General features: G+C 73.5%; 17 protein-coding genes. 12 read left to right on the top strand and 5 right to left on the bottom strand.

Annotated features, from left to right (window positions below; translation table 11 throughout):
* Positions 1-16: 16 nt before the first annotated feature.
* Entirely contained in the window at positions 17-1,366 is a 1,350-nt protein-coding gene (locus tag OUQ99_RS25310; RefSeq protein ID WP_267946289.1) for a glycosyltransferase family 4 protein, read from the bottom strand.
* A gap of 171 nt (positions 1,367-1,537) precedes the next feature.
* Positions 1,538-2,566, bottom strand: a complete 1,029-nt coding sequence (locus tag OUQ99_RS25305; RefSeq protein WP_267946288.1) for an MBL fold metallo-hydrolase — start codon at positions 2,564-2,566, stop codon at positions 1,538-1,540.
* Positions 2,567-2,927: 361 nt separating this feature from the next.
* Here OUQ99_RS25305 and OUQ99_RS25300 point away from each other — a divergent pair, with 361 nt between their 5' ends.
* A complete protein-coding gene (locus OUQ99_RS25300; RefSeq protein WP_267946287.1) occupies positions 2,928-3,554 on the top strand; it encodes a TetR family transcriptional regulator in 627 nt (208 codons plus the stop codon).
* A 56-nt stretch (positions 3,555-3,610) separates the two neighbouring features.
* On the opposite strand, the gene OUQ99_RS25295 is transcribed toward OUQ99_RS25300, so the two are convergent.
* Both OUQ99_RS25295 and nadA read right to left on the bottom strand, forming a co-directional pair.
* Entirely contained in the window at positions 3,611-5,071 is a 1,461-nt protein-coding gene (locus tag OUQ99_RS25295) for a sigma-70 family RNA polymerase sigma factor (RefSeq protein WP_267946286.1), read from the bottom strand.
* Between the two features lie 171 nt (positions 5,072-5,242).
* The gene (nadA, locus tag OUQ99_RS25290) at positions 5,243-6,241 is read right to left on the bottom strand and encodes a quinolinate synthase NadA (protein WP_267946285.1); all 999 of its coding nucleotides are present in this window, start codon (positions 6,239-6,241) and stop codon (positions 5,243-5,245) included.
* A gap of 136 nt (positions 6,242-6,377) precedes the next feature.
* Here nadA and OUQ99_RS25285 point away from each other — a divergent pair, with 136 nt between their 5' ends.
* The 6 genes from OUQ99_RS25285 (at position 6,378) to OUQ99_RS25260 (ending at position 11,696) form a co-directional block, all read left to right on the top strand.
* Positions 6,378-7,109, top strand: coding sequence for an NUDIX hydrolase (locus OUQ99_RS25285; protein ID WP_431061535.1), 732 nt, complete (start codon positions 6,378-6,380; stop codon positions 7,107-7,109).
* A gap of 74 nt (positions 7,110-7,183) precedes the next feature.
* Entirely contained in the window at positions 7,184-7,855 is a 672-nt protein-coding gene (locus tag OUQ99_RS25280) for an HAD family hydrolase (protein ID WP_267946283.1), read from the top strand.
* Between the two features lie 285 nt (positions 7,856-8,140).
* A complete protein-coding gene (locus OUQ99_RS25275) occupies positions 8,141-9,256 on the top strand; it encodes an ABC transporter ATP-binding protein (RefSeq protein WP_267946282.1) in 1,116 nt (371 codons plus the stop codon).
* A complete protein-coding gene (locus OUQ99_RS25270) occupies positions 9,256-10,065 on the top strand; it encodes an ABC transporter permease (RefSeq protein ID WP_267946281.1) in 810 nt (269 codons plus the stop codon). Before OUQ99_RS25275 ends, OUQ99_RS25270 begins: the two co-directional genes overlap by 1 nt.
* Complete coding sequence (locus OUQ99_RS25265) at positions 10,053-10,733, top strand: ABC transporter permease (RefSeq protein ID WP_267946280.1); 681 nt, start codon at positions 10,053-10,055, stop codon at positions 10,731-10,733. The genes OUQ99_RS25270 and OUQ99_RS25265 overlap by 13 nt, the downstream gene beginning before the upstream one ends.
* A gap of 54 nt (positions 10,734-10,787) precedes the next feature.
* Positions 10,788-11,696, top strand: coding sequence for an ABC transporter substrate-binding protein (locus tag OUQ99_RS25260; RefSeq protein WP_267946279.1), 909 nt, complete (start codon positions 10,788-10,790; stop codon positions 11,694-11,696).
* A gap of 333 nt (positions 11,697-12,029) precedes the next feature.
* On the opposite strand, the gene OUQ99_RS25255 is transcribed toward OUQ99_RS25260, so the two are convergent.
* Positions 12,030-13,031 carry a LacI family DNA-binding transcriptional regulator gene (locus OUQ99_RS25255; protein WP_267946278.1) on the bottom strand — a complete coding sequence of 334 codons (1,002 nt, stop codon included), beginning with the start codon at positions 13,029-13,031 and terminating at the stop codon, positions 12,030-12,032.
* Between the two features lie 151 nt (positions 13,032-13,182).
* On the opposite strand from OUQ99_RS25255, the gene OUQ99_RS25250 reads away from it, so the two are divergent.
* The 5 genes from OUQ99_RS25250 (at position 13,183) to OUQ99_RS25230 (ending at position 18,946) form a co-directional block, all read left to right on the top strand.
* Complete coding sequence (locus OUQ99_RS25250; RefSeq protein WP_267946277.1) at positions 13,183-13,743, top strand: TRAP transporter small permease; 561 nt, start codon at positions 13,183-13,185, stop codon at positions 13,741-13,743.
* Positions 13,740-15,014, top strand: a complete 1,275-nt coding sequence (locus tag OUQ99_RS25245) for a TRAP transporter large permease (RefSeq protein WP_267946276.1) — start codon at positions 13,740-13,742, stop codon at positions 15,012-15,014. The genes OUQ99_RS25250 and OUQ99_RS25245 overlap by 4 nt, the downstream gene beginning before the upstream one ends.
* Positions 15,015-15,137: 123 nt before the next feature.
* Positions 15,138-16,133: a DctP family TRAP transporter solute-binding subunit gene (locus OUQ99_RS25240; protein ID WP_267946275.1), complete on the top strand. Its 996-nt coding sequence runs from the start codon at positions 15,138-15,140 to the stop codon at positions 16,131-16,133.
* Positions 16,134-16,178: 45 nt separating this feature from the next.
* A complete protein-coding gene (locus OUQ99_RS25235) occupies positions 16,179-18,068 on the top strand; it encodes a bifunctional sugar phosphate isomerase/epimerase/4-hydroxyphenylpyruvate dioxygenase family protein (RefSeq protein ID WP_267946274.1) in 1,890 nt (629 codons plus the stop codon).
* Entirely contained in the window at positions 18,065-18,946 is an 882-nt protein-coding gene (locus OUQ99_RS25230; RefSeq protein ID WP_267946273.1) for a shikimate dehydrogenase, read from the top strand. Before OUQ99_RS25235 ends, OUQ99_RS25230 begins: the two co-directional genes overlap by 4 nt.
* The last annotated feature ends 25 nt before the right edge of the window (positions 18,947-18,971 follow it).

The following is an 18,971-nucleotide window of genomic DNA, read 5'->3' as shown; positions in this document are numbered from 1 at the left end:
CGCGCGGCCCGCCGGGTCAGGCGCCGTTCGCGCGGGCCCGCGCGGGCGCGGGACGGGTGTCGTCGGCGGGGCGGCCGCCCCTGACGAGGTCGATGGTGGAGGCGTACCTCCGCGCGGTCAGCTCGGCGACCGCACGCCAGGTGAAGCGCTCCTGGACGCGCTGCCAGGCGGCGGCGCCCATGCGCCCGCGCTCGGCGCCGTCGTCGAGCAGGGCGGCGATCGCGTCCGCCAGGACCTCCGGGTCTCCCGGGGGGACGAGCCGTCCGGCGTCGCCGTCGGTTCCCACGACCTCGGGCAGCGCCCCGGCGTGGCTGGCGACCAGGGGGGTGCCGCAGGCCATGGCCTCCACGGCGGGCAGGGAGAAGCCCTCGTAGAAGGACGGGACGACGGCGACCTGGGCGCTCGCGATCAGCTCGGCCAGCTCCGTGTCGTCGATGCCGCTGACGAACTCGACACGGTCGCGCAGGCTCAGCTCGTCCACCAGCCGGTCGGTGGGGCCGCCCGGCCGGGGACGGCTCACGACGGTCAGGGAGACGTCGCGTTCGGTGGCGAGCTTGGACACGGCGCGCAGGAGGACCGCCACGCCCTTGAGCGGGCTGTCGGCGCTGGCCGTGCACACGATGCGGCCGGGGACGCGCTCCAGCTCGGGGCGCGGGTGGAAGTAGCGGGTGTCCACGCCGAGGGGGGTGACCTCCATGGCCGCGGGGTCGACCCCGAACTCCCTGGCGATGTCCTCCGCCGAGGACCGGGAGGGGACGAGGATGGGGTCGAGTCTGCGGGCGACCCGGGCCTGCATCCCCACGAACCCGTACCAGCGGCGCTTGGAGAGCTTCTGGAGGCCCTTGGCCTCCTCCAGTTCGATCCTGCGGTCCACGCTGATGGGGTGGTGGATGGTGGTGACCAGGGGGAGGCCGGCGGACTTGATGCCGAGCAGGCCCCAGCCCAGTGTCTGGTTGTCGTGGACGACGTCGAACTCGTCCAGCCGCCGGCGCAGTTCGCGGTTGGCGCGCAGGGAGTACGTGAGGGGTTCGGGGAATCCGGCGGTCCACATGGTGGCGACCTCCAGGACGTCGATCCAGTCGCGCCATTCGCGCACGGGCGGGGCGACGAACGGGTTGGCGTCGTTGTAGAGGTCCAGGGAGGGGATCTTCTCCAGGGTGACGCCCTCGTCCAGGACCGGGTAGGGCTGGCCGGAGAAGACGGTGACCTCGTGGCCCAGGGCGGCCAGCTCCCGTGACAGGTGGCGGACGTACACGCCCTGTCCTCCCACGTGCTGCTTGCTGCGGTAGGACAGCAGGGCGACGCGGAGGGGGCGCTCGGCGGACGGCCGTGGGCCCGGTCCCGTGTTGTTGCCCGGCTGGGTCAAGAGTCCACCTCTTCGTTGGGTCGCTGGCCCGCTCGCCGCTGCGTGCCGCCGGTGTGTGGGCGGGGTGGTCGCCGTCGCGGACGCGCGTGTTCGCCGGTGACGGGCATGAGCGCCCCATATGTTACTCGGCAGTTGGGTCGGCGGCGGCGTCGGGCCGGTTGGTAAGGGATCCTATGCCGGGCGCCGTGCCGGGGCGACGGCGACCCAGCGTGGCAGGCCGTCCTTCTCGGAACGGTGTGCGAGACCGCGCGCTTCGAGGAGCCGCAGGTGGGCGGCGGTCTCGGCGGCGGCCATGTGGCGTGCCTGGACGCGCATGCCGGTCCAGGGCCGCTTCCACGCGAGGCGGGAGGTGACCTCCCACAGCGTGGCGGGACCCTCGGAGAGGAGCGCGGCCATCTCGTCCAGGCGCTGCTCGTGGTGGGCGGTGATCTCCTCCGAGCGGGCGGTGAGTCCGGTGAAGCGGCTCTCGTGTGAGGGAAGGCACACCAGCCGGTCGGCGTCGGGGAGCCTTCCCATGCGCGCCTGGGAGTCGAGGAAGGCGCCGAGGGGGTCGCCCGTGTCGGACAGGAGCGGGAACCGGCCCACGTGCGGGGTGATGCGGGGCAGGACGTGGTCCCCCGTGAACAGCCTGCCGCCGTCGGCCAGGTGCAGGCACAGGTGTCCGGGGGTGTGGCCGGGGGTCCACACCGCGCGCAGGTCGCGGCCGGGGAGGTCGACGGCGGCGCCGTCCTCCAGGGCGAGGTCGGGCACGGCGGAGGGCGTGAACGGCCGCGGTCCGTCCAGGAGGGTCCGGACGTCCTCGTCGGGGAAGCCCGAGCGGCGCAGCTGGTCGGCGATCGAGGCGCGGCGGGTCTCCGCGGGGACGGAGCCCAGGTGTTCGGTCACGGCGATGTCGGCCGGGTGCATGGCGATCCAGGCGTCGGAGGCCTCGCGAAGGCGGCCGGCCAGGCCGGAGTGGTCGGGGTGGAAGTGGGTGAGGACCGCTCCCCGGACCTCCTCCACCGCGTGCCCGGTCCGCCCGAGGCCCTGGACGAGCGCCTCCCACGACTCGTCGTGGTCCCAGCCGGTGTCGACGAGGACGGGGCCGGCCGGGCCGGTCAGGACGTAGACGTAGGTGAAGCCGAGGGGGTTGCCGGGGATGGGCACCGGAAGGCTCCACACCCCGTCCCCGAGGTCCTCGACGGGGGGCACGTCAGGCATGGGGGCGACCTCTCACTAGAAACCGAATCCGGTTCGATTCTAGGATGTGGTCGTTCCGGGGCCGCGGCCGGAGGGGGCCGGGTGGGGCATAGGGGGCGGGGGCCAAGCGAGCCCCCTAAATAGAACATATTCTATAAAGCTTGGACGGGATATCCGAAAAGCCTGGCGTCCTCTTCGTATTGCTACTGCTACGTCGTGCGATGAGGTGTGGATCATGGGCGTGAAGAACTGCGCGGGAGGGAAACCGTTGGATAACGTGTTCTCGTGCGGTCGGGGTTCACAGGAGCCTCGGCCGAGTCCTGGCCCTCAGCGCCGTGGCGAGCGGGCAGCGCGCGGACTGACGACGAATGGGAGAGATCCTGTGGCGGTGCAGGCGCCGAGCGGAACCATGTCGCGAAGTCAGACCCAGCGCCGAAAGCGCATCGTGCAGACGGCGGCCGCGCTCGCCGTGCGCGGTGGCGTCGAGGCCATGCAGATGCGGTCGGTCGCCGAGCGGGCCGGGGTCGCCCTCGGCACCCTGTACAGGTACTTCCCCTCCAAGATGGACCTCGTGGTCGCCGTGGTCACCGAGGAGCTCGACCTGTTGGAGGGCGGGATCGTCCGCCGGCCGCCCACGGCCGACTCCCCGGCCGAGCGCGCCGTCGACGTCCTGCTGCGCGCCACCCGCGGGCTGATGCGCGAGCCCGAGCTCGCCGACGCGCTCATCCGGTCGCTCATCATGGCCGAGGTCAAGATCGAGCTGGACGTGCGCATCTCCGACCTGGTGTGGCGGGTGGCCACCGGCAACCTGGAGGGCGCCGGAACCGCCCCGCCGGGGGAGGACCCCGCCGCCGGGGTCGACCGGACCGGCGCCGGGTACGTCCTGGTCGGCTCGCTCACCAGCGTGTGGATCTTCGAGCTGGTCGAGGTCCTCAAGGGGCGGCGCGACGTCGACGAGGTCGAGCGGCGGCTGCGGACCGCGGCCGAGCACCTCCTCGTCGCCTTCTGACACCCGCGTAGACGTCCGGCCGCGACGGCCGCGCGGGAGGTCGGGGCGCCCCGGCGTCAGCCACCGCCGAAGAGCAGCCCCAGCAGCCCGTCGAACAGACCACCGCCACCGCCCCCGTCGTCGGACCCGTCCTCCTCGGACGGGTCGCCGGGGGCGTCGTCGTCCCCGGAGCCGTCCCTGTCCGAGCCGTCGGGGTCGTCGTCCGGTCCGCCGTCGGCGGGCGGGCTCTGCTCCCCGGCCGACGGCGCGGGCGCGGCGCCCCCGTCCGGTGTGCCCTCCCCGGAGGCCTCCTCCCCGGGAGCGTCGTCCCCGGGCTTCCCCGGGACCTCGGGGGAGGCCGGAGCGGTCGGCTCGGAGTCCGGGCCGGTGGGGCCGGCCTCGGGTTTGGCGTCGGAGGCAGTCGAGGCGGTCTCCACGTCCGAGGCGCCGGGACCGCGTTCGGCCTCGGCGGGGGCCGTGCCGATCATCGTGGAGGGGCCGCCCACGGCACTCGCCCACGCCCACAGGGAGACCGCCACCGCGACCGTGGCCAGGCCGGAGACGGCGGGCAGCGACCAGCGGCGGTGGTCGGCCCGGCGGCGCCGCGCCCCCTCGTCGTCCTGTTCCGGGCGCGGACCGGGGAGCGGGGTCGCCCCCTCCTCGTGCGCCGGGTGGTCCGCGGTGGTCAGGCGGTCTCCGGGCAGGGCCCGGGGGAGGGGTTCGGGGCCGGGCTCGAAGGCCTCCGGGACCTCTTCGGGCTCTCCCGGCACGCGGGACCGGTGCAGGGGGTAGCCCTCGCCGGTGAGCGGGTGCATCTGGGCGGCGATCCGGTCGCGGACGCCGGAGGACCCGGGGTCGAGGCAGGTGAGGAGCACCCGCTCGCGGAGGCCGGGCGGCGGACCGGGCGGGCGCAGCAGCGCGAGGGCGGAGGAGACCTCGTGGACCTGGGCGCGCCACGCCGCGGAGCCGGGGGAGCCGATCCCCCCGGGGGCATCGGGCAGGGCCTCCCCGGCCCGGGCCCCCTCGGGAGGGGCCTCCCCCCGGTCGGCGAGGGCGGATCCGCCGGTCGCCTCCGCCAGGCACTCGGCCGCGCGGCGGATCGCGGAGCGGGTCAGCTCACCGCAGATCGCGGGGTCCAGGCCCAGGACGCGGGCGGTCGCCGAGGTGGGCAGCGCGTGCCGCAGGTGCAGTTCGACCAGTTCGCGGTGGCTGGCGGGCAGCCCGGCGAACATGCGGGCGACCGGGGCCTCGGCGGGCACCGTGGCCAGGCCGGTGTAGGGGCTGACGTGGGCCAGGCCGCGCCGCTGGCAGGCGGAGCGGACCAGGGCGTACAGCCAGGGGCCCCGGTCGGCGGGGTCGGAGCGGCGCGCGTCGAGGACGACGCCCGCCACCAGCCCGTCGTGCACGGCATCGGAGACCTGCTCCGGATCGTCTCCCAGGAGCGCCCAGGCGTACCTGTACAGGGGTGGGGCGAAGGCGTCGTAGAGCGCCTCGATCGCCGTCCGTGCTGGTTCGCCTGTTTCGCCATCTCTGGTCACGATTCTCCCCCGCTCAACCGTGACGGTAGCGAGGGGAGGGGAGCGGCGTGGAGATAAAGAGACAGCTGTGTCCCGAAGGTAAGAGTTCTGTTACCCGAATTTCCGTGGCCGGCCGGGAGCGGCCGCAGGGGCGGCCCGGACCCGGCCGGCCGGAGAGGGGCGGGGCCGGTGCTACTCGCCGCCCCGGGAGGGCGAGCCGATCGCGACCATGCGCTCGACGGAGCGCCGTGCGCGCTCGGCCGTGTCTGCGTCGACCGTGATCTCCGTGGTGCCGTGGCGGAGGGAGCCGAGCAGCTTGTCGGCGTCGATCATCTTCATGTAGTGGCACTCGGCGCGGGAGTTGACCGCCTCGAACTCGGTGGTCGGGTTGACCCCGCGCAGCTGGTGCAGCATGCCGGTCTCGGTCGCGATCAGCACCTTCTTGGCGGTGGTGTTCTCGGCCGCGGTCAGCATGCCGCCGGTGGAGAGGACCTTCACGCGCTCCTGGGGGACGGCGCCGCTGCCCACGAGGTAGAGGGCGGAGGTGGCGCAGCCGCACTCGGGGTGGACGTACACCTCGGCGTCGGGTTCGGCGGCGACCCGCTCGCGCAGGGTGTGGCCGTCGATCCCCGCGTGCACGTGGCACTCGCCCATCCAGATGTGGATGTTCTCGCGACCGGTGACCCTTTTGACGTGGGCGCCGAGGAACTGGTCCGGGAGGAACAGGATCTCGCGGTCCTCCGGGATGGACCGGATGACGTCGGCGGCGTTGGAGGACGTGCAGCAGATGTCCGTCTCGGCCTTGACCGCCGCGGTGGTGTTGACGTACGCGACGACGACCGCGTCGGGGTGCTCGGCCTTCCAGGCGCGCACGTCCGCGGCGGTGACGGTGTCGGCGAGCGAGCATCCCGCGGCGGGGTCCGGGAGGAGGACGGTCTTCTCCGGGGCGAGGATCTTCGCGGTCTCGGCCATGAAGTGCACGCCGCAGAAGACGATGGTCCCGGCGTCCACGGTGGCGGCCAGGCGGGACAGCGCGAGGGAGTCACCGGTGTAGTGCGCCACGTCCTGGATTTCCGGGCGCTGGTAGTTGTGCGCGAGGATGACAGCGTCGCGCTCCTCTGCCAGGCGGCGGACCTCGGTGGCCCATTCCTGCCTGGTCATGGTGTCCGCCGTGGCGGTGACCGGTGCCATGTCCAACTACTTCCTTGGGGCTGTGGGCACGTCGTACGGACTCCGTGCCGTGAGAGGTCGATGCGGATGAACAGGTTTTCGTCTGTCAGGCACAAACCTGGTGCAGCTTAACATGACGAGGAACGGAAGGGACAGGGTGGACAACCCGGAAGCAAACGGACAGGTCAGGGCCTCCGTCTGCGGCGAGGCGGACCACGCGGTGCTGTCGGCGCACGAGGCGCTCGCCGTCGTCCTCCAGATCCGCTCGGGAGAACTGTGCGTCCTCCTGTGGCGCAGGGCCCTCCCCCCGTGCGAGGGGGAGTGGGCCCTTCCCGGCGGGCGGCTCGGGGCGGGTGAGAGCCTCGGCGCCTCCATCCGGCGCCAGCTCGCCCAGAAGGTGGACGTGCGCGACCTCTCCCACCTGGAGCAGCTGGAGACGCGCAGCGACCCCGGCCGCCACCCCCAGCGCCGCACCCTGGCCACGGCCTACCTCGGGCTCGTGCCCGCGAACATCGACCCGGTCGTGCCGGCCGACACCGGCTGGCACCCCGCCGCGCTCCTGCCCCCGATGGCGTTCGACCACGCGTCCATCGTCCGCTCCGGCCACCACCGGCTGCGCGCCAAGCTCAGCTACACCAATGTCGGGTTCGCGCTCGCCCCGCCCGAGTTCACGATGTCGGAGCTGTCGGGCTACTACCGGGCGGCCCTCGGGCACGACGTGGCGGCCACCAACCTGCGCCGGGTCCTGCTGCGGCGCGGGCAGATCGAGGAGACCGGCCGCTCCGTGCCCTCCGGACGCTCGGGCGGGCGCCCCGCGGCCCTCTTCCGCTTCCGCACACGGGGATTGGAGATCACCGACGCGTTCGCCGTGCTGCGACCGCCCGGCTGACCGGGGTCCCGAGGACGGTCACCGGCTCCGTCCGCCCCCGGAACGGTACAGGGGTGCTTGTAGACTCCCTGACCGTGACAATTCGTACCGTGGTGTTCGACGTCGGAGAGACGCTCGTCGACGAGACGCGCATCTTCGCGCGCTGGGCCGACCGCTTCGGCATCCCGCACATGGCGTTCTTCGGCACCATCGGCGGTGTCATCGCCTCGGGCGGGACCCTCACCGAGGGCTTCCGGCTCCTCGTGCCCGGGTTCGACCTGGCGCGGGAGAGCGCCCGGTGGCGGGCGGAGGACCCCGGCGGCGAGCGCGAGCACTTCGGCGTGCGCGACCTCTACCCCGACGTGCGCCCGGCCTTCGCGACCATGCGCGACGCCGGGCTCTCCCTGGTCGTCGCGGGCAACCAGCCGCCCGAGGCCGGTCCCGCCCTGGCCGCCATGGACCTGGGCGTGGACGGCATCGGCATCTCCGACGACTGGGGCGTCGCCAAGCCCGCCCCCGAGTTCTTCGACCGGGTCGTGGAGCTCGCCGGCCGGAGCCGCCCCGGGATCACGCCCGGCGAGATCCTCTACGTCGGGGACCGCGTCGACAACGACGTCGTCCCCGCGCTCAAGGCCGGAATGCGCGCGGTCCTGCTCCGCCGCGGCATCTACGGCTACCGCCACTCGGCCATGGACGACGCGGCCCGGGCCGACGCCGTCCTGGACGACCTGTACCAGCTCGCCGCGTGGATCGCCGCTCAGGACTGAGCCGCCACCACCGCGGAACCGGCCCACGGGCCGGGCCCACGAACGGGCCCGGCCCGTTCGCGTGTCCGGACCCGGAAGGCCCCGCCGGCGCCCCCGGGCCCGGCCGCGTCCGGGACGGCGACGCCCTGCCCCGCCGCCGACGCCACCCGCCGCGGACACGAGGTCCCGGTCGGGTCACGGCCGAGACCATACCGTTTGATCCACCTGCACACGGGTAACGTGCGGACGGCCTGCTCACCGCCGTCTCACCACCACCCCGGTCCCCGAACGGAGACAGCCCGGCCGATGATCACATTCGAGGGCGCTGCCAAGCTCTACCCCGACGGCACGGTCGCCGTCGACGACCTGGACCTCACCGTGGAGACCGGACAGACCACGGTCTTCGTCGGTCCCTCCGGAAGCGGCAAGACCACGTCGCTGCGGATGATCAACCGGATGGTCGAGCCCACCGGGGGCGCCGTCCTCATCGACGGCGACGACATCCGCGGCCGCGACCCCGCCGAACTGCGCAGATCCATCGGCTACGTCATCCAGCAGGCCGGGCTCTTCCCGCACCGCACCGTCCGCGACAACATCGCGACCGTGCCGCTGCTGCTCGGCTGGAACAGGTCCCGGGCCCGGGCCCGGGCCGACGAGCTCATGGAGCTGGTCGGACTCGAACCCTCCCAGGCCGGGCGCTACCCGCACCAGCTCTCGGGGGGCCAGCAGCAGCGCGTCGGCGTGGCCCGCGCGCTGGCCGCGGACCCGCCCATCCTCCTGATGGACGAGCCCTTCAGCGCCGTCGACCCCGTCGTGCGCGCCAGCCTCCAGGACGAGCTGCTGCGGCTCCAGGCCGACCTGCACAAGACGATCGTGTTCGTCACCCACGACATCGACGAGGCGGTCCGCCTGGGCGACCGCATCGCCGTCTTCCGGCCCGGCGGCCGGCTCGCCCAGTACGACACCCCCGAGAACCTGCTGGCCGCCCCCCGCGACGCGTTCGTGGAGTCCTTCGTCGGCTACGACCGGGGCGTGCGGCGGCTGTCGTTCTTCCCCGCACGCGACCTGTCGCTGCGCGAGGACGTCGTGTTCGGCGACGGCACCCCGGTGACCGAGGCGGCCGCCGTCGCACGCGGCAAGGGCGAGCCCTGGGTGCTGGTCGTCGACGGCGACCGCATGCCGCTGGGGTGGGCCGCGGCGGACCGGCTCGACCGCGCCCCCGCCGGGGCCGCCCTCGGCTCGCTCGACCTCGCACCCTACGGCCACACGTTCGACGTCGGCGCGGACTCCCTGCGCGCCGCCCTCGACGCCGCCGTGCTCTCCCCGGCCGGCCGCGCCGTCGGCGTGGACTCCGAGGGGCGCGTGGCCGGCGTGGTCACCCAGGACGACCTGGGCACCGCACTGTGGTCGGTGGCCGAGTGATGGGCGGGGCCTGGGAGTGGGCGGTCGGCGTCCTCGACTGGGGCGTGGCGAACTGGAGCTACCCGGGTGAGCCGGACCGGGGGATCCTGCCCCGCCTGACCGAGCACATGCGGCTGGCCTACCTGTCCATCCTCATCGGACTCGCGGTGGCCGTGCCGCTGGGCCTGGCGTGCGTGCGCTGGAAGGCGCTGTACCCGCCGGTGCTGACCGGCGTCAACGTGCTCTACGCGGTGCCGTCCATCGCCCTGTTCTTCCTGATGCTGCCCTACACCGGGTTCAGCGACTGGACGGCCGTCGTGCCGCTCGCCCTGTACACGCTGGTGATCCTGCTGCCCAACGTGGTGGACGGGCTCCGCCAGGTGCCGGAGCACGTGCGCCAGGCCGCCGTGGCGATGGGCTTCAGTCCGCTGCGTCGCCTGGTGTTCGTGGAGATGCCGGTGGCGGTGCCGGTGGTCATCGCCGGCCTCCGGGTGGCCTCGGTCGCCACCATCAGCATGGTCAGCGTCGCCTCCCTGGTGGGTCTGGGAGGGCTGGGCCAGCTGATCCTCAGCGAGGGGTTCCGCCGCCAGTTCGACGCGCCCATCGTGGTCGGCGTCCTGCTCACCGTCCTGCTGGCCTTCGTCACCGACGCCCTGCTCGTGCTCGCCCAGCGCGGGCTCACTCCCTGGGCCCGCCGGGACGACAGGAGGAGCGGCCGGGGACGCAGGGCGGTCGCCCGCGCGTCCGCCGGGGCCGCCGCGCGTGCCGGGTCGGGAACCCCGGCCGGGGAACGCACCACGCCGGGGGAGAGGCAGCCATGGACATCCTGAACGAGCTGGTCGCGTGGTTCGCCGATCCGGCGCAGTGGACCGGGAGCGCGGGCATCCCCGCGCGCATGGCCGAGCACGTCTACTTCTGCCTGCTCGGCCTGCTGATCTCCGCCGTCATCGCCGTCCCCCTGGGACTGCTCACCGGGCACACCGGCGTGGGCGGGTTCCTCACCGCGAGCCTCGCCAACTTCGCCCGCGCCCTGCCGACCATCGGCGTCCTGTTCCTCATCGTCCTGGCGGCCGGGATCGGGCTCGTCCCCGTGGTCTGCGCGCTGGTGGCGCTGGCCGTCCCGCCGATCCTGGTCAACACCCACGAGGGCGTGCGCGGGGTGGAGCCCCGCCTGCGCGACGCGGCGTTCGGCATGGGGATGCGCGGCCGCGAGGTGCTGTTCAAGCTCGAACTGCCCGTGGCCGCCCCGCTCATCCTCATCGGGATGCGCACCGCGGCGGTCCAGGTGGTCGCCACCGCGACCATCGCCGCGTACGTGGGCGTGGGCGGGCTCGGACGCTACATCGTCGACGGCCAGGCCCGCCAGGACCTGACGATGATGCTGGGGGGTTCCGTGCTGGTGGTGCTGCTCGCGGTGCTCACCACACTCCTGTTCGCCGGGTTGCGGCTGCTGCTCGTCGCACCCGGGCTGCGCGCCGAGGCCGCGTCGGCGCGCTAGGCGGTCTCGGGCGCCGCATGCTGACGCAGTACTGAGAGAAGAGAAGGTTCGGACATGGACAAGAGGCTCGCCCTCGTCGGGCTCCCACTCGCAGCGGTGCTCATGACCGCCTGCGGCGGCAGCGACCCCTACGCGGAGGACGGGGAGGGAGGAGGCGGCGCCGAATCCGGCTCCGTCGTCATCGGCTCCGCCGACTTCCCCGAGAGCACCCTGCTCGCCGAGATCTACGGCCGGGCCATGGAGGCCGAGGGGGTGGACGTCACCTACCAGCTCAACATCGGCAGCCGCGAGGTGTACTACTCCCAGATCGAGTCCGGGAACCTGTCGGTGTTCCCGGAGTACAACGGCGCCACCCTGGCCTACCTCGACGACGAGGCGCCCAGCGGGAACAGCGAGGAGACCAACGCGCTCATCACCGAGGCGCTCCCCGAGGGCCTGGAGATCCTGGACTCCTCCAGCGCGGAGAACAAGGACTCGGTGACGGTCACCGCCGAGACCGCCGAGGAGCACGACCTGAGCACCCTCGCCGACCTGGCCGGCGTCGCCGGCGAGCTGACCCTCGGGGGGCCGCCGGAGTTCGAGACCCGCCAGCAGGGCGTGGTGGGCCTGGCCGACGTCTACGGCATCGAGTTCGGCGAGTTCCGCTCCCTGGAGGTGGCCCTGCTGACCCAGGCCCTCCTGGACGGCGACATCCAGGCCGCGAACCTGTTCACCACCGACCCGCAGATCGCGGTGGAGGACCTCGTGGTCCTGGAGGACCCCGAGAACCTGTTCGGCGCCCAGAACATCACCCCGCTGATCAACGGCGAGCAGGTCGACGAGACCGCCAGAGGCGCCCTGAACGCGGTCTCGGCGGCACTCACCACGGAGGCCCTGACCTCGCTCAACGAGCGCGTCGTCGTCCAGAACGAGAACGCCGCCGACGTCGCCCAGGAGTGGCTGGAGGAGGAGGGGCTCGCCTAGCTGTACCGACCACAGAGGTCGGATACGGTCCGGCAGCGATGTGACGGCAGGTGAGGGCCTCCGACATAGGCGTGGATCGTCGAGATCAACACCGGAAGGTCAGGAGGCCCTCCGCGGCCCACACCGCCCACGCCGACGCCACCCTCGCACCCGCCGTGCCTCCGGCCGGTCCGCGGGCGTGACGGCGGACCCCCGGGCGTGACGGAGGGCGTCGGGACCGGTGCGAGGGCGCGCCGGGCCCGGCGCCCTCCCGCCTTCCCGGAGAGGGACGGTGCGCGCGCGGGCACGGGCCCCGCCGCGCGGGCGGCGCCGGCCCTCCGGGACGGCGCGCGGTCAGTCCGGCGCCGGGCCGGTCGAGTCGCGGACCACCAGGTGCGCCGGGAGGACCACCTGCCGCGGGGCCTCCCCGGCGGCGGCCCGCGAGACCCGGTTCAGCAGCAGCTCCACACCCGCGCGCCCGGCCTCCTCGTGGGGGCCCGCGAGCGTGGTCAGCGCCGGCACGCAGAAGTCCGCGCCGAAGATGTCGTCGTACCCCACGACGCTGCGGTCCCGAGGCACGCGGATCCCGCGCTCCGCCAGGCGGCGCAGCATGCCGATCGCCAGCAGGTCGTTGTGGGCGACGAACGCCGTCGCCCCCGACACCAGCGCGGCGTCCGCCGCCGCGGCGCCGCCCGCCACGCGGGGCGAGAAGGGGCCCAGGCGTGTCGCCGCCATGCCGCACCGCCCCGCCGCCGCGCTCAGCCCCCTCCACCGCTCCTTCGCCTGCCACGACTGCTCGGGCCCGCTGAGGTACACCACCGACCGGTGCCCGAGGGAGGCCAGGTGGTCGATGATCTGCCGGCTGCCGCCGCCGTTGTCGACGATCGCGCTGGGCAGCCCCTCGACCTGGCGGTTGACCAGGGCCATGTTGTGCTCCCGGGCCAGTTCGACGGTGGTCGCGTCGCTCATCCGGCTGGAGGCGAGGACGAAGCCGTCCACCGAGCGGTCCAGCCGCAGGATCTGCTCGCGCTCGTTGTCCGCGGACTCCTGGGTGTAGCCCAGGATGAAGGTGATCCCCGAGGCGCTGGCCCGGGCCTCGGCGCCCCGTATCGTGCCGAAGAAGTGCGGGTTGGCGATGTCGGGGACCAGGAGCGCGATCGTGGCCGTGCGGCCGGACTGGAGGGCGCTCGCCAGCGGGTTGGGCCGGTAGCCCAGGCGCTCGGCGACGTTGAGGACGTGTTCGCGGGTGACCGCGTTGACCCGCCGCGGGTCGCTGAAGGCGCGGGACACCGTGGACGCGGCCACGCCCGCCTCCCGTGCCACGTCGTAGACCGTGCTTCTCCTGACCGGGCTCATGGGGACTTTCTACGCCGGACGGCAACTTTTGGCAATCGCTTGCCATGCGCGACGACCGAAACCTAGAGTTCACAACCACGACGTACGGCCTCCAGGAGCACGTCTCTGAACAGGGCGTATGCAACCCCCCGTTTGTCGAGTGGAGCCCGGGATGACCAATCCCCCCAGCACGTCCGGAGACGGGCCCTCGGGCTCGCGCCCGGCACCCGTCCGATGGCTGGAGACCGCGGAACTCGTCCTCGGCGCGCTGCTCCTGGCCATGCTCCTCGTCCTGATGCTCATCCAGGCCGGCCAGCGCTACGTCCCCGGTGAGAGCTGGGTCTGGGTGGGGGAGCTCGCCCGGTTCGGCCTGGTCTGGCTCGCCTTCTCCCTCGTCGGACACCTCGTCGGCCGCGACGAGCACATCACCCTCAAGCTCGTCGACTTCGTCGCCCGGGGCCGGGCGATGCGCGCCGTGTGGATCTTCGCCAACCTCGTCGTCGCGGCGACGTGCGGCCTGCTCGTCGCGGCCGCGGCCGACCTCGTGTTCGCGGGCGGACCGCAGACCACGCCGGTGATGGGCATCCCGATGGCCTGGACCTACGTGATCCCGATGGCCGGGCTCGCCGTGGCCGTGCTGCGCGCCCTGGCCAACGCGATCCTCGTCCCGGGGCCGCCCGCGCCCGGCACCCCTCCCCCCGCACCGACCGACCACGAGGAGCCCACCCGATGAGCGCCGGCCTCGTCCTCCTGGGAACCGTCGTCCTGCTGGCCCTGCGCGTACCGATCGCCTTCGCCATCCTCGGGCCGTCCCTGGCGTACATGCTCCTGACCGACCAGTCCACCGGCCTGAGCCTGCGCACCGCGACGCAGGAGATCAACAGCTTCCCGCTGCTGGCCATCCCCCTGTTCATCCTGGTGGGCGTCGCCGCCAACCACACCGGTATCGCGGACCGCATCTTCGGCTTCGCGCAGGTCCTGCTGGGACGCCTCCGGGGAAGCCTGGGCTACGTCAACATCGGTGTCAGCGTCGGCTTCTCGTGGGTGAGCGGCACCGCCCTGGCCGACGTCGCGGGCATGGGCAAGATGCTCGTCCCGGCGATGACCGACCGCGGCTACCCCAAGCGCTTCGCCCTGGGGCTCACCGCCGCCTCCAGCCTGATCAGCCCGATCATGCCGCCCAGCATCCCCGCGATCGTCTACGCCTCCGTCGCCGCGGTCTCCACCGCCGCACTGTTCGCCGCGGCGGTGGTCCCGGCGTTCCTCGTGGCCGCCGGACTCGCCCTCGCCGTCCACCTGTGGGCGCGCAAGCAGCCGCACCTGGCCGGCGAACGGGCGACCGCCGGCGAGGTCCGCACCGCGGTCGTACGCGTCCTCGGCCCGCTGGGCGCGCCCCTCATCCTGCTCGGCGGCATCCTGAGCGGGCTCTTCACCCCCACCGAGGCCGCGGCGGTCGGCGCCGCCTACGTGCTCGCGCTCGGCCTCCTCTACCGCCGGCTGGACCCGCGCACCCTGTGGCGGATCCTCGTGGAGACCGCGACGACCACCGCGTCGATCGCGATCGTCCTGGCCGCGTCCGGCCTGCTCGGCTGGATCCTGGCCCGCGAACGCGTGCCGCAGGACATCGCGTCGTTCCTGCTGGGGCTCACCGACAGCCCGATCGTGTTCCTGCTGCTGGTGAACCTCGTGCTCATCCTCCTCGGCACGGTCCTGGAGCCCATCGCCGCACTGATGATCACCGTGCCCGTCCTGCTGCCCATCGCGGCGCAGTTCGGGGTCGACCCCGTCCACTTCGGGATCATCGTCATCGTCAACCTCATGATCGGGCTGCTCACGCCGCCGATCGGAGGCGTCCTCTTCGTGCTCGGCTCGGCCACCCGCAGCCCCATGCACGAGGTGTTCCGCGGCACGGCGCCCTTCCTCGTGCCCCTGCTGCTCATCCTGGCCCTGCTCACCTTCGTGCCGGACCTCGTGCTCTTCCTGCCCCGGTACCTCGGCCTCTGAGCCGCGCCTCCCCGGGGCGCGCCCCTGCGCGGCCCCGCACCCCGGGGAGCGGGGCCGGCCCCGACACACCGCCGCCACCACCACCGCCGCCGTACGGCGGCACGACCCCCCAGGGAGCACCGCATGCGCACCCCCCACCGCTGGACCGCCCTGGTCCCCGTCGCCGTCCTCGCCCTCGCGGGCTGCGGCGCCGACGAGGCCGCCGACGGCGAGATCACCCTCTCCTTCGCCAACAGCTACACCGCGGACCACCCCCACACCCGTTGCGGTCTCGACCTGGTCGCCGAGCGCGTCGCGGACGCCGGCGTCGGAGTGACGGTCGAGACCTTCCCCAACAGCCAGCTCGGCAACAACACCGAGACCTTCACCTCGGTGATGTCGGGCGACATCGACATGGACGTCCAGGGCTCCGCCGCGCTCGGCTCGGCGTACGAGCCGATCGGGGTGCTCGACGCGGCCTACGCGTTCGACGACGTCGACCAGATGTTCGGCTACTTCGACTCCGAGGAGTCCGAGCAGCTGAAGGCGGACTTCGAGGCCGCGACCGGCGTCAGGATCCTCGACGTCTGGTACTTCGGCGACCGGCACTTCACCGCGAACCGGCCCATCCGCACCCCCGGCGACCTCAGCGGCCTGCGCATGCGGTTCCCCGACTCCCCGATCTACCTGGCCAACGCCGAGGCGATGGGCGCCACCCCCACCACCGTCGCCTTCGAGGAGGTCTACCTCGCCCTCCAGCAGGGGACCGCCGACGGCCAGGAGAACCCGATCCCCACGATCTCCGCCGACAGCTTCGACGAGGTCCAGAGCCACATCAGCCTCACGAGCCACCAGATCGGATCGCAGCTCATCGTGGTCTCCGGCCAGAGCTGGGAACTCATGGACGAACGCCAGCAGGAGGCGCTCCAGGAGGCGGTCAGCACGGTCCGGGAGGAGAACCGCGCCTGCATCGAGGAGTCGGAGGCCGAGATCCTCGACCGGTGGGCCGCCGACGGAGCCATGGAGGTCGTGGACGACGTCGACGTGGACGCGTTCCGCACCAGGTCCAGGGACTACTTCGCGGAGCACCTCGACGAGGGGCAGCGGGCCCTGTACGAGTCCTTGCACTCCGGGTCGTAGACGGCCGCGGACCGGACGGAACACGGAAGGACAGGGGAGACGGACATGCGGCGTTCCATCGCCACGGTGTCGTTGAGCGGCACGCTGGAGGAGAAGCTCCGGGCGGCGGCCGAGGCCGGTTTCGACGGCGTCGAGATCTTCGAGAACGACCTCATAGCGTCGCCGCTCAGGCCCCGGCGGATACGGGCGCTCGCCGCCTCGCTCGGCCTGGGCATCGACCTCTACCAGCCCATGCGCGACATCGAGGGGGTGGACGACGACCGGTTCCGGCGCAACCTGCGCCGTGCCCGGGACAAGTTCGCCCTCATGGTCGAACTCGGCGCGGACACGGTGCTCGTGTGCTCCAACGCCACGGCGGCGGCCCTGGACGACGACGCCCGGGCCGCGGCCCAGCTGCGCCTGCTCGCCGAGACGGCGTCGGAGTACGGGGTGCGCGTGGCCTACGAGGCACTGGCCTGGGGAACCCGGGTCGACGACCACGAACACGCCTGGCGCCTCGTCCGGGAGGCGGACCACCCGTCCCTCGGCGTCTGCCTGGACAGCTTCCACATCCTCTCCCGTGACGGCGACCCGTCCGGGATCCGCGACATCCCGGGGGAGAAGATCTTCTTCCTCCAGCTCGCGGACGCGCCGCGCATGGCCATGGACGTGCTGCAGTGGAGCCGCCACTACCGCTGCTTCCCCGGCCAGGGAGGGTTCGACCTCACCGCCTTCACCGGCCACGTCCTGGCCGCGGGCTACACGGGCCCGCTGTCCCTGGAGGTCTTCAACGACGTGTTCAGGGCCTCGGACGCGCGGCGCACGGCCGCGGACGCCCTGCGGTCCCTGTCGCTGCTGGAGGACGGGCTGAGCCGGTCCGCGGGGGAGGAACCCGCCGCGGCGGAGGGGGAGGGCGCGCGCGGGGCCGTGCGGCTGCGCCGGCTGCCCGAACCGGTCCGCCCGTCCGGGTTCGCTTTCGTGGAGGTGGCGGCCGAGCCGTCGTCGGCGGAGCGCGTGCGCGTGCTGCTCGGCGCGCTCGGCTTCGCCCACACCCGGGACCACCGCTCCAAACCGGTGCAGCTGTGGAGCAACGGCGACGCGCGCGTCCTGCTCAACTCCAGCGACCCCCGGCTCGGGCACACCTGGAGCGGCGCCGCCTCCGTGACCGCCCTGGGCGTCTCCGTCCCCGACCCCGCCAACGCGATGCGCCGCGCGGAGCGGCTCCTGGCGCCTCCCCTGCCGCGCCGCCGCGACCCGGCGGAGTCCGCGCTCAGCGCGGTCGCCGCGCCCGACGGGACCGCGGTCTTCTTCTGCGCGGACGATCCGGACGACGGCGAGCCGTGGCTGGAGGACTTCTCGGCCCCGCCCGTCGACGGCTACCGGGAGGGGGGCGGGGCACGGCTGACCGGCATCGACCACGTCGGGCTCCTCCAGCCCTTCGACCACTTCGACGAGGCGTCCCTGTTCTACCGCTCGCTGCTCGGCCTGCGCCCGGACACGAGCGTCGAGATGGCCGCCCCCGACGGACTCGTGCGCAGCCGGGCCCTCACCGACCCGGCGTCCGCCCTGCGCGTCGCCCTGCACGTGTCCGTCCTGGGCGGCGAGCACGCGGACACGGGCGGAGGCGCCCAGCACGTCGCGCTGGGCTGCGACGACGTCTTCGCCGTCGCGCGCTCCCTGCGCGAGGCGGGGGTCGCGCCCCTGGCCATCCCGGACAACTACTACGACGACCTCGCCTGCCGGACCGACCTGCGCCCCGACACCAGGGAGCGCATGCGCGAGGGCGGCATCCTCCACGACCGGTCGGAGGAGGGCGAGTTCCTGCACTTCTACACGCCGACCGTGGACGGGCGGCTGTTCTTCGAGGTGGTCCAGCGCGTCGGCGGCTACCAGGGGTACGGGGCCGCCAACGGCACCGTGCGCATGGCCGCGCAGCGGGCGGAGCGCTCCCGGTGAGCGGCGCGTACGGCGCCCCGGGGCGGTCCTTCCTCGCGGGGCTCATCGGCGCGGGGATCGGCCCGTCGCTCACACCCCCCATGCACGAGAGGGAGGCCGCGCGGCTGGGACGCCGCCTCGTCTACCGGACGATCGACATCGACCGGCTCGGCATGGAGCCGGGCTCGGTCGGCTACCTGGTGGAGGCGGCGTCCAGGCTCGGCTTCGACGGGCTGAACATCACCCACCCGTGCAAGCGGCTCGTGCTGCCGGCCCTCGACGGGCTCTCCCCGGAGGCGGAGGCCCTGGGGGCCGTCAACACCGTCGTGTTCGGGGCCGGGGGAGCGGTGGGGCACAACACCGACTGGTCCGGGTTCGCGCGGTCGCTCCGGCAGGAGCTGCCGGACGCGCCCGGGGACCGGGTCGTGGTGCTGGGGGCGGGCGGCGCGGGAGCGGCCGTGGCCTACGCCCTGCTGGTGTCCGGTGTGCGGGAGCTGGCCGTGGTCGACGTCGACGGGACGAGCGCCGTGGCCCTCGCCGCCCGTCTGGCGGAGCGGTTCCCCGGGGCGGTCTGCCGTCCCGCGGGGACGGACGGGCTCGGAGCCGCCCTGGCCGGGGCCGACGGCCTGGTGCACGCGACGCCCACGGGCATGGCGCACCACCCCGGGATCCCCCTGGACCCCGGTCTGCTGCGCCCGTCCCTGTGGGTCGCCGACGTCGTCTACCGGCCCGTCCGCACCGAGCTGCTGCGCGCGGCGCAGGCGCGCGGCTGCCGGACCCTGGGCGGCGGAGGCATGGCCGTCTTCCAGGCCAGTGACGCGTTCGGCCTGATCACGGGGCTGGAACCCTCGCCGGAGCACCTGCACGCCCACTTCCGGGAGCTCATCGCCGGAGAGTGAGCGCCGTGCCGGGACCGGAGCCCTC

The sequence above is a fragment of the Streptomonospora nanhaiensis genome, from assembly GCF_026642255.1.
In the GTDB taxonomy this organism is placed as follows: domain Bacteria; phylum Actinomycetota; class Actinomycetes; order Streptosporangiales; family Streptosporangiaceae; genus Nocardiopsis; species Nocardiopsis tropica.
The sequence above is the reverse complement of the archived record's forward strand: the minus strand, read 5'-3'. Positions and strand labels throughout refer to the sequence as shown.